The 10,492-nt window shown below is 61.0% G+C and carries 10 protein-coding genes; 2 read left to right on the top strand and 8 right to left on the bottom strand.

Features of this window, described 5'->3' with window-relative positions; genetic code table 11:
- The 7 genes from EOA38_RS41115 to EOA38_RS16365 all read right to left on the bottom strand — a co-directional run.
- The coding region (locus EOA38_RS41115; protein WP_348627526.1) for a VOC family protein at nt 1-193 on the bottom strand (193 nt) is incomplete at its 3' end.
- Between the two features lie 95 nt (nt 194-288).
- Nucleotides 289-2,334: a flotillin family protein gene (locus tag EOA38_RS16390; RefSeq protein ID WP_126091907.1), complete on the bottom strand. Its 2,046-nt coding sequence runs from the start codon at nt 2,332-2,334 to the stop codon at nt 289-291.
- 550 nt (nt 2,335-2,884) lie between these two features.
- Nucleotides 2,885-3,031, bottom strand: coding sequence for a hypothetical protein (locus EOA38_RS16385; protein ID WP_126091906.1), 147 nt, complete (start codon nt 3,029-3,031; stop codon nt 2,885-2,887).
- Nucleotides 3,032-3,059: 28 nt separating this feature from the next.
- Complete coding sequence (locus EOA38_RS16380) at nt 3,060-3,314, bottom strand: GlsB/YeaQ/YmgE family stress response membrane protein (RefSeq protein WP_126091905.1); 255 nt, start codon at nt 3,312-3,314, stop codon at nt 3,060-3,062.
- A 110-nt stretch (nt 3,315-3,424) separates the two neighbouring features.
- Nucleotides 3,425-3,625 carry a hypothetical protein gene (locus tag EOA38_RS16375; protein ID WP_126091904.1) on the bottom strand — a complete coding sequence of 67 codons (201 nt, stop codon included), beginning with the start codon at nt 3,623-3,625 and terminating at the stop codon, nt 3,425-3,427.
- Nucleotides 3,626-3,692: 67 nt separating this feature from the next.
- Nucleotides 3,693-4,313, bottom strand: coding sequence for a ribonuclease D (locus EOA38_RS16370; protein ID WP_127299686.1), 621 nt, complete (start codon nt 4,311-4,313; stop codon nt 3,693-3,695).
- A gap of 148 nt (nt 4,314-4,461) precedes the next feature.
- Nucleotides 4,462-5,847, bottom strand: coding sequence for a M20/M25/M40 family metallo-hydrolase (locus tag EOA38_RS16365; RefSeq protein ID WP_126091902.1), 1,386 nt, complete (start codon nt 5,845-5,847; stop codon nt 4,462-4,464).
- A 437-nt stretch (nt 5,848-6,284) separates the two neighbouring features.
- Here EOA38_RS16365 and polA point away from each other — a divergent pair, with 437 nt between their 5' ends.
- Together polA and EOA38_RS16355 are read left to right on the top strand one after the other, a co-directional pair.
- The gene (polA, locus tag EOA38_RS16360; protein ID WP_189350640.1) at nt 6,285-9,227 is read left to right on the top strand and encodes a DNA polymerase I; all 2,943 of its coding nucleotides are present in this window, start codon (nt 6,285-6,287) and stop codon (nt 9,225-9,227) included.
- The gene (locus EOA38_RS16355) at nt 9,227-9,787 is read left to right on the top strand and encodes a hypothetical protein (RefSeq protein WP_126091900.1); all 561 of its coding nucleotides are present in this window, start codon (nt 9,227-9,229) and stop codon (nt 9,785-9,787) included. The genes polA and EOA38_RS16355 overlap by 1 nt, the downstream gene beginning before the upstream one ends.
- A gap of 40 nt (nt 9,788-9,827) precedes the next feature.
- On the opposite strand, the gene EOA38_RS16350 is transcribed toward EOA38_RS16355, so the two are convergent.
- Complete coding sequence (locus EOA38_RS16350) at nt 9,828-10,232, bottom strand: Fur family transcriptional regulator (protein ID WP_040972454.1); 405 nt, start codon at nt 10,230-10,232, stop codon at nt 9,828-9,830.
- Nucleotides 10,233-10,492 lie beyond the last annotated feature (260 nt).

Below are 10,492 nucleotides of genomic sequence, written 5' to 3'. Positions count from 1 at the left end.
TCGGCCGGCTGGGTGGCATGGGAAAACTGAACAATTCGATCTGGACAGGACCATGCCGCAAGTCGCACTTCCAAGATTGTTTTTCGGCGCGCCAATTTTCGTCGATGATGACGAAATCGAGTTTATTGTAGAACTGCTTCGACAGCTCGTAGTCGCTGCAGATGATTGCAATATGATGGATTCCTAGAAGCAACGAACTAACCCCACATGAGCATGGACAAGCCTGACGCCGCAAATGGTAGCAGGCTTGAAGCGCAAAATGGGCCGGTACTGCCGGCCCATCCTCAATCAATCCTCCTCAACGGGTTCCGGGATCACATCCGGTTGGTCTTGCCGTCCAACCCGGTCGGCGACGAGCATCGAAAGCATCATCTCGACAAGGCCATTGGCGGCCCCCTTCTCGCCGCCGGTAGTGCCGATCTGGATCTGCGGCACGAGCGGCAGCCTGCCATTCTCGATCGCCTCGGCGAAGCGCATGAGAACCTGCGAGTTGAGCTGATAGTCCGGGCCGCCGAAGGCCGCGACCTTCTTCTCGGTGGCCTCGGCCTCCGCCAGACCGATGGCGCGCACCTTCTCGGCCTCGGCAAAACCGGTCGCCTTGATGCGCTCGGCATCGGCAAGCGCGACAGCCTTGATCATGTCGGCCTCGCCCTGGCCGGCGAGGCGCACCTTCTCCGCCTCTGCCTTGGCAGTGACCTGAATGGTTTCCGCCTCCTGACGGGTGCGGGCGAGTTGCGCCTTGCCCTCGTTCTCACTGATCTCGATGGTAAGTGCCGACGTCGTGATCTTGGCTTGCTGTTCGGCGAGCGCCTCCTTCTCACGCAACGTGCGTTCCTGAGTGGCCGCCCTCTCCTGCAATTTATAGGTCTCGACCTTTTCGACTGCAATCTGGCGCTCGCGCAGCTGGATCAGGATCTGCTCTATGCTGTTCTGGCCATTGGCGGCACGGGGCGTACCAATCAACACTTCCTGCAGCTCGAGGCTGTAGGAATTGAATTTTTCGCGCATCTCCTCGCCCGATTTGCGCTGGATATCGCTACGCTCCTGCAAGAGCTGGATCAGCGTCTTTGTCTGGGCGATATTCTTGAAGTAAGCAGAAACCATCGGATCGAGCGTTTGTTCGACCAGCCGCTTGATGTCACCGAAACGCTGCACCACGAGCGGCGCCTTCATATAGTCGATATGCACGACGACTGAGAGCGGCAGCACAGGCTCGAACGCATCCTTGGTGATCAACGACACTTCAGACAGGTTCTCGTCCAGCCTGTGTTCGCCAAACTGCTCCTTCGTCCATTTGAGCACGAAGTTGGTGGTCGGCACGGTGATGATATTGCCGGCATAGGTGTTGAACGCATACTTGCCCGGCAGCAGCGGCGTTGACCAGACACCGCGTGCGCCGATTTCGACCAGCTCGCCGTGACGGTATGCCTGCCCGGATATATCCGCGCCGTGGCGGCCGTTATAGGAGACGACGACACCCACCGTGCCAACGTCAATGATCGTCTTCTCGACCAGTTCGACGGTCGCGAAAATGCGATTGAGGAAGTAGCTACCGTCGGCCAGCACCTGGAGCTGCCGGCCACGGTAGCCACCGGCATTGAGAAACTTCTCCGGGTCCTGAAAATTGTTGTGGAAGTTCGGGTCGTTCGGATCGTTGGCGACGGTCGGTGCGATGATCTCGCCGTCCGGTAGGGCGGGACCGTCATGGATGGTGACGATACCGATCATGTCCTCGGCATTATGGATGACGACTGGCTCAAAGCCGCCCCGCTCCGAGATCATGCTGGACATATTGGTAAAAAGGTTTTGTTCCGACGAGCTCAAATTAACGGCATAGATCGACTGGGCGGTGAGCACGACGAATTGTGCGAGATTGATGGCATAGGTGCCTTCACGCAAGATCTTGCGTTGCGGTCCTTTCTGTCCGCCTTTTTCGAGAAAGGCGCGCACATCCTGGAAATCATCGGCATCGGTGTTGGAAGCAAGTGTTTGCGTCGGAGGCAGCGGCTTGCCATCACGGGCAAAGACATAGCCGATCTGACCCTGCGGGATGGTGACAAGATTGGCGCGATGCATCGAATATTGGAACGGCATGAAGAAATGCAGGCCACCGCGCACGACTTCCGGCTGGTAGCCTGCCTCGCGGTTGAGCGCTATGAAGCCGTTGCTAACGGAGCCGCGAAAACTCCATAGTTTTTCTAAGATGCCGAGCCTGTCGTTTGGGATGTAGCGAACCACGCCACTCCACCAGAACAGGATTGCCAGCACGATGACTGGCACGGCTACCTCGATCGCCATCCATTTCATTGCGTCGAGATATTGTAGGGCTTCCATCTCTTCTCTCCTAAGGCGCGCGCGGGTTCGTCCACCCGACGGCCACCCGGCTGGTGTTGATTGAAAAAGCGGGGAGATTGCGCACCCAAACGTTCGACGCACTAAGGGCGTGTCGAACGTTTGGGCTGCTCATTGTATGGGAAAATGACCGCGCATCCGAGTCCCCCGTGAAGAGAGGCGTGGCCGTGAGAGATCTCACATCGGTGTTGCCTTGATAGACATAACGACAAATGACGTAGGAATCGCGCCTACAGGTTTAAAGATATTCCGCGCGGAAATCTAATAAGTATTTCCAACGCTTTTGCTATTTCGAAAGCGCGGTGGTTGGCTTTTACAAATTGGCAAGAGCGCGAAATGGCGCTCTTGACGGGTTAGAACCGTCGGCCCGCTCCTGCTCTGCAGATTGAGGTCACCGACCAGTAACGGTCAACAACAAAACAATCACTTACCTTTAAAGGCGCGTTAAGTCGGGAAAATCGAAGCGCTTGAAAATCAAATGCTTGATGATCGCACGATGCGGCCGATTTCACGGTCGCATCATGGTGAGGCCTCAGTTCTGCTGGATCGAAATGCCCTTGTCGTCGATCTTGAGTTCCACGCCTTTCGGCCTGGTCTGCTCGCGATAGATGTAGACGCCAAGGGCGATGACCACGACGGCCAGCGCGCCGATGATGAGATAGAGCAGGTTCTGTTTCATGGCCCGCCCTTGATGCACACACCGAGCATCAAGCCTGCTTCACCAGTTTGATCAGCACCAGCAGGATCACCGCGCCGATGGTGGAGTGGATGATCGCGGCAAAAATGCCGCCGCCGATGGTGAACCCCAGCCTTGGGAAGAGCCAGCCGGCGATCAAGGCGCCAACGATCCCGACGACGATATTGCCGACCAGTCCAAAGCCGAAACCCTTGACGATGAGGCCGGCGAGCCAGCCGGCTATCGCGCCGATGATGATGAAGACGAGCAGGCTTTCAATTCCCATTGCCAATCCCTCCTTGAGCGGAGGACCAACGGAGCAACAAGCCCCGAATCGGCCTCCGATTGCGACGGTTCGAACCTATTGGAAAGCAGCCGGCCTCGCCAGCGCCAGCTTCATTCGTCGTCATCGCCCGATGCGGGCCGCCAGCTCGTCGGATCGACCTTCTTTTGCGTGTTGCTGTCGGTATAGACCCACCAGCCGCCGTCGCGATATTGGCCGACGGATTCGTTGATCACGCCGTCGCCGTCCTTCCACATGACAGTGACTTTCGAGCCGTCTTTCGGCGCGCTCGCGATCGGTTTGCGCTCTGCCATTTCATTCCCTCCGCATCTCGCTCCGACAATGGACCGGCAGGAACGTGCTTCAACGCGCCGGGTTCCATCAGCTATGCGCGAAGATATCTTCCTCCGCCCAGCCCATCAGGTCGAGCCTGGCGCGCGTCGGCAGGAAGCGGAAGCAGGCCTCGGCCTCCTTGGTGCGGCCCTCGCGCGCCAGCCGCGCGGCCAGCACCTCGCGCAGCCGGTGCAGGTAGAGCACGTCGGAGGCGGCATATTCGAGCTGCTCGGGCGACAGCGTCTCCGCCGCCCAGTCCGAGGATTGCTGCGCCTTCGACAGGCCGATGCCGAGCAGCTCGTTGCAGAGGTCCTTCAGCCCGTGGCGGTCGGTGTAGGTGCGGGTCAGCCGCGAGGCGATCTTGGTGCAGAACACCGGCTCGGCCATGACGCCGAAGGCTTTGTAGAGCACGGCGATGTCGAAGCGGCCGTAGTGGAACAGCTTGGTGATGGCACGGTTCCTGAGCAGGCTGACGAGGTTCGGCGCCTTCCTCTGGCCGGGAGCGATCTGGATGACGTCGGCGCTGCCGTCGCCAGGCGAAATCTGCACCACGCAGAGCCTGTCGCGATGCGGATTGAGCCCCAGCGTTTCCGTGTCGATGGCCACGGCCCCGACATTGTAGCGGGACAGGTCCGGCAGATCGTTCTTGTGGAAACGGATGTCGGTCATTCTCTTCTCCGGATCGCGGCCTGCGGCGCCGCGCGTCCTTTGGGATGCGCAAGGGACGCGCTGCACCTTGTGCTAGATGGTCCGTCCTCGCCGCGATCCGGGGAAAAATCAACAAAAACTTGATTTGCACGTCGTTCGTGATTTTCGCTCAACGCGTCAGCGCATCGAGAATGCGCGCCCAGGAACGCTGCCCCTTGTGAAAGGAGGTGAGCTCGTATTTTTCGTTCGGCGAATGGATGCGGTCGTCATCGAGGCCGAAGCCGACCAGCAGCGATTCCATGCCGAGATAGGTCTGGAAGTCGCCGACCACGGGAATAGAGCCGCCGCCGCCGGTGGTGACGGCCTGCTTCTCCCATTCGTCGGAGAGCGCATCCTTGGCCTTGGTCAGGAAAGGCGAGTCGTAAGAGAGCTGGATCGCCGGCGAGCCGCCATGCGGATGGAATTCGACCGAGCAGTCGGCCGGGATGCGTTCGCGCACGAAGCCCTGGAAGGCGGCGCGGATCTTTTTCGGATCCTGCTTGTGGACGAGCCGGAACGACACCTTGGCCGAGGCTTCCGCCGCGATCACCGTCTTGAACCCCTTGCCGGTATAGCCGCCGATGATGCCGTTGAATTCGGCCGTCGGCCGCGCCCAGGTGAGCTCGAGCACGGAACGGCCCTTTTCGCCGGCGGGAATGGAGAGGCCGACCGGACCGAGGAATGTCTCGGCGGTCTCGCCAAGCCCCTCCCAGGACTTCAGCACCTGTGAGGGCGTCTCCTCGACGCCGTCATAGAAGCCTGGGATGGTGACACGGCCGTTTTGATCGTGAACGTCGGCGAGGACCTTGGCCAGGATGCGGATCGGATTGGCGGCCGGGCCTCCATAGAGACCTGAATGCAGGTCGCGGCTTGCTGCCTTGACGATGACCTCCTCGCCGACCATGCCGCGCAGCGACACGCAGATCGACGGCGTCTCGCGGTTCCACATGCTGGTGTCGCAGACCAAAGCGAAATCCGCCTTGAGCTCGGCCGCGTTCGCCTCGAGGAACGGCTTCAGCGACGGCGAGCCGGACTCTTCCTCGCCCTCGAACAGGATGGTGACGCGGCAGGGCAGATTGCCATGCACCTGCTTCCAGGCGCGGCATGCCTCGACGAAGGTCATCAGCTGGCCCTTGTCGTCGGCCGAGCCGCGCCCGGCGATCACCTTGCGGCCGGGCTCGATCTCCTTGATCGACGGCGCGAAGGGGTCGGTCTCCCAAAGCTCGATCGGATCGACCGGCTGCACATCGTAATGGCCGTAGAACAGCAGATGCGGCGCGCCGGCCGGCCCCTCGTGATGCGCCACCACCATCGGATGTCCGGGCGTGTCGCGCACGCTGGCATCGAAGCCGATCAGCTTGAGCTCGGCCACCAGCCACTCGGCGCCCTTGCGGCAGTCGGCTGCATAGGCGGGATCGGTCGAGATCGACCTGATGCCGAGCAGGCCGAAAAGCCGCTCCAGGCTTTGGTCGAGGTTCTGGTCGAGACGATCGAGGACGGGAGAAATTCTGGACATGCTTTTGCCTTTCGATTTTTGCGCCGACCCTAAAGGGCCGGGCCGAAAACGAAAAGCCGTGATCATTGGACCAAGGATCGGAGGCTTGTCGAAAGGCAAAAAAGAACCGCCGTGGTGGAGGGGGAACCACGGCGGTCTTTACTCGAAACGTTGCGGCAGCCCGGAGAGGGGGGATAGGCTGCCGCAGTTTGCCCGGGATAGGCGGGGGACGGGCCTTACTCCGGACTTCGGCGAAAAATGCCGATGACAGCTATTTGGGTCTGGGAACATGGCGATTCAAGGGCACGAAGATTACACTTTTGTAACATACCCGTGAGCGGTCGGATGAGCAGCCAGAATCGGGGCGGAATCGGCACTTGTCAGGGTGTTGCCGGAACCGGTGGGTTGCGCAGCCTTTGGCATGGACCGCGAAGCTTCGCCGCGCTATCCCTGCCGGCATGAAAAAAGGCGATCACCTCTTCCTTGTCGACGGCTCCGGCTACATTTTCCGCGCCTATCACGCGCTGCCGCCGCTCAACCGCAAATCCGACGGCCTGCCGACCAGCGCCGTGCTCGGCTTCTGCAACATGGTGTGGAAACTGATGCAGGACGCCCGCAACACCAATGTGGGTATCGTGCCGTCGCATTTCGCCGTCATCTTCGACTATTCGTCGAAAACCTTCCGCAGCGATCTTTATCCCGAATACAAGGCCAACCGATCGGCGCCGCCGGAAGACCTCATCCCGCAATTCGGCCTGATCCGCCAGGCGACCGTGGCGTTCAACCTGCCCTGCATCGAGATGGAAGGTTTTGAGGCCGACGACATCATCGCCACTTATTGCCGGCTGGCCTGCGAGGTCGGCGCCGACACCACCATCATTTCCTCCGACAAGGACCTGATGCAGCTCGTCGGCCCTACGGTCGGCATGTACGATCCGATGAAGGACCGCCAGATCGGCATCCCGGAGGTGATCGAGAAATGGGGCGTGCCGCCGGAAAAGATGATCGACCTCCAGGCGTTGACCGGCGACTCCGTCGACAACGTGCCGGGCGTGCCCGGCATCGGACCGAAGACCGCGGCGCAGCTTCTGGAGCAGTTCGGCGACCTCGACGGGTTGCTCGCCCGCGCCTCCGAGATCAAGCAGGACAAGCGGCGCGAAACCATCATCGCCAATGCCGACAAGGCGCGCATCTCGCGTGAGCTGGTGACGCTGAAGAACGACGTGCCGCTGAAGGAGGGGCTGGACGATCTGGTGCTGCATGCGCCGGACGGGCCGAAGCTGATCGGCTTCCTGAAGACGATGGAATTCACCACCCTGACCCGCCGCGTCGCGGAGGCGACCGCAACCGAGATCGGCGACGTCCAGGCTTCCGCCGTCATCATCGAGCGTACCGATACGGCGCACGGCCCCGATGTCGGCGCCGGCGCGCCGCCGGTCGCAGCCGCAAAGCCTGCCCAGCCGCCCGTCAGGGCGGAAGACGCCCCGCCTCAGGGCGACACCCCTTCCCTGCTCTCGGCGCTGCGACTGGAGCAGGCGACGGCGCGCAAGATCGACCCTTCGGCCTATACGGCAATCCGCGATACGGCCACGCTCAAATCCTGGATCGCCGAGGTGAAGGAAGCCGGTATCCTTGCCTTCGACGCCGAGACCACATCGCTCGACCCGATGCAGGCCGAGCTGATCGGCCTCTCCATGGCAGTTGCGCCAGGCCGCGCCGTCTATGTGCCGCTCGCCCACGCGAGCGGCAATGGCGACCTGCTTGGCGGCGGCCTGCTGGCGGACCAGGTCCCGGTCCGCGAAGCGCTGGCGCTGCTGAAGCCGCTGCTGGAGGACCGGTCGGTTCTCAAGATCGTGCAGGACATGAAATACGACATCGTCGTCATGAGCAGGCACGGCATCGAGGTCGGACCGTTCGACGACACGATGCTGATCTCCTATGTGCTCGACGCCGGCACATCCGGCGGCCACGATCTCGCCTCGCTGTCTGAGAAGTGGCTCGGCCATGCGCCGGCCTCGAAGAAGGAGCTTGCCGGCTCGGGCAAGAGCGCCGTCGGCTTCGACCAGATCGATATCGGGCGGGCGACCGCCTATGCCGGCGAGCAGGCCGATCTGGCGCTGCGGCTCTGGCAGTTGCTGAAGCCCCGGCTCGCCGCCAAGGGCCTCGTTTCCGTCTATGAGCGGCTGGAGCGGCCGCTGGTGCCCGTGCTCGCCCGCATGGAGCAGCGCGGCATCTCGGTCGACCGCCAGATCCTGTCAAGGCTGTCGGGCGAGCTTGCGCAAGGGGCAGCCCGCGTCGAGGAAGAGATCTACGGGATCGTCGGCGAGCGCATCAACATCGGGTCGCCGAAACAGCTCGGCGACATATTGTTCGGCAAAATGGGTCTGCCGGGCGGCTCCAAGACCAAGACCGGCCAATGGTCGACCTCGGCGCAGCTTCTGGAGGACCTTGCCGCCGAAGGTCACGAGCTGCCGCGCAAGATCGTCGACTGGCGCCAGCTCACCAAGCTGAAATCGACCTATACCGACGCCCTGCCGGGCTTCATCAACCCCGGCACCAATCGCGTCCACACCTCATACGCGTTGGCCGCGACGACCACCGGGCGATTGTCGTCTTCCGATCCCAATCTGCAGAACATCCCCGTGCGCACGGCGGAAGGCCGCAAGATCAGGACCGCCTTCATCGCCGAGAAGGGCCACAAGCTGGTCTCGGCCGACTACAGCCAGATCGAATTGCGCGTGCTCGCCCATGTCGCCGAGATCCCGCAGCTCAAGCAGGCTTTCGCCGACGGCGCCGACATCCATGCCATCACGGCGTCCGAAATGTTCAACGTGCCGGTCGAAGGCATGCCCTCGGAAGTGCGCCGGCGCGCCAAGGCGATCAATTTCGGCATCATCTACGGCATCTCGGCCTTCGGCCTCGCCAACCAGCTGTCGATCCCGCGCGAGGAGGCAAGCGCCTACATCAAGCGCTATTTCGAGCGGTTCCCGGGCATCCGCGACTATATCGAGGAGACCAAGGCCTATGCGCGCGAATACGGCTTCGTCGAGACCATTTTCGGCCGGCGCATCCACTACCCGGAGATAAGGGCCTCCAACCCTTCGGTCCGCGCCTTCAACGAGCGCGCCTCGATCAACGCCAGGCTCCAGGGCACCGCGGCCGACATCATCCGCCGCGCCATGGTGCACATGGAAGAAGCCTTGGAGAAGGCAAAGCTGTCGGCCCGCATGCTCTTGCAGGTGCATGACGAGCTGATCTTCGAGACGGTTGATGCGGAAGTCGAAGCGACGATCCCCGTGGTGCGCCGCGTGATGGAGAACGCGCCGATGCCGGCCGTCTCGATGTCGGTGCCGCTGCATGTCGACGCGCGGGCTGCGGATAATTGGGACGAGGCGCATTGATGCATATCACTCTAACGTACAAGGGACCCGTACAGGGCAATGCAAGAAAGCAAAGCGATGTCTGGCGACTCAGAAAATCGTTTCACAAACAGCTATATAAATTGAGCCTGACCAATGAATTTGAATATGTTGAGAAGTATGCCAACCAGGATACAGAAAAGTCACATCCAAATATTGGAATAGACGTCGCGAATTCACGCTATGTTCCGTTTATAACTTCTAAGATGAAAACGCGATGCTCGCTTTACGTTCGAGTTTTTAGGGGCGTCAGGCAATACAACCCTGTGCTTGGAAACGTCGATTTGGATAACAGAGTAAAAACTCTAATCGACGCGCTACGAGCTCCTCAACAAATTAGCGAGACAAAAGAGTCGGACGGGACGGTTAGATACGTCCTCTTGGAAGATGACTCGCTAATTGACGGAATAACCGTGAAGTCCGACCATTATTTGGATGAGGAAGACGAAGGCGTCGTTCTGGCAATTATAACCGCCAATATCCATCTCGCGCATGCGACTTGGGCGAATATGCACCTAGGCTATCCATCCGCTCCATTTTGACTCTCGCTGCGGCGGGTCAAAGTGCCTGGAAAATGCCTTTTCAAGCCGCCTCAGCCCGGCACTTGGCGCACACGCCCCGAAACTCGATCACCGCCTTCTTCGCGGCAAATCCCGTCGAGCGCACCCATTCGTCCAGCCGGTGGTCGACATCGTGATCGGACATCTCGGTCACCTGGCCGCAACTGTCGCAGATGGCGAAGGCGGTCATCGAATGGCTGTGGTCATGCGGCTCGGCGCAGGCGACGAAGGAGTTGAGGCTTTCGAGCCGGTGCACGAAGCCCGACTTCACCAGCGTGTCTAAAGCGCGATAGACCTGCAGCGGTGCCCTAAAGCCGCGCTCGCGGAGCTGGTCGAGCAGCATATAGGCGCTGAGCGGTCCGCTGGCGGCCTCGAGCTTCTCGAGCACGCACAACTGGTTCTTGGTCAGCGTATCCCTTGCCGTCATCTTGTCCGTCCGGTCGTCGCGTCGTTTTCGCGTGCCGATTGTGCGCGCGAACGCTCTCTGCTCCATGAAATAGCGACGAAAGCGCATCTTTGCCACTGTTTCCGCAGCGGGCATCACCTGGCGGAAAGCCACGGCCGAGAACTCGCCAGCCAATCGCTACTTGCGCGGCGGTCCCTTGCGCTCGGCGGATGCCGCCCACAGGTTGATGTCGGCCTCGCGCGCATAGGTATCGATCTCGGCGAGTTCGGCATCGCTGAAGT

Origin of the sequence: Mesorhizobium sp. M1E.F.Ca.ET.041.01.1.1, assembly GCF_003997355.1 — a bacterium.
Classification (GTDB): Bacteria; Pseudomonadota; Alphaproteobacteria; order Rhizobiales; family Rhizobiaceae; genus Mesorhizobium.
The sequence above is the reverse complement of the archived record's forward strand: the minus strand, read 5'-3'. Positions and strand labels throughout refer to the sequence as shown.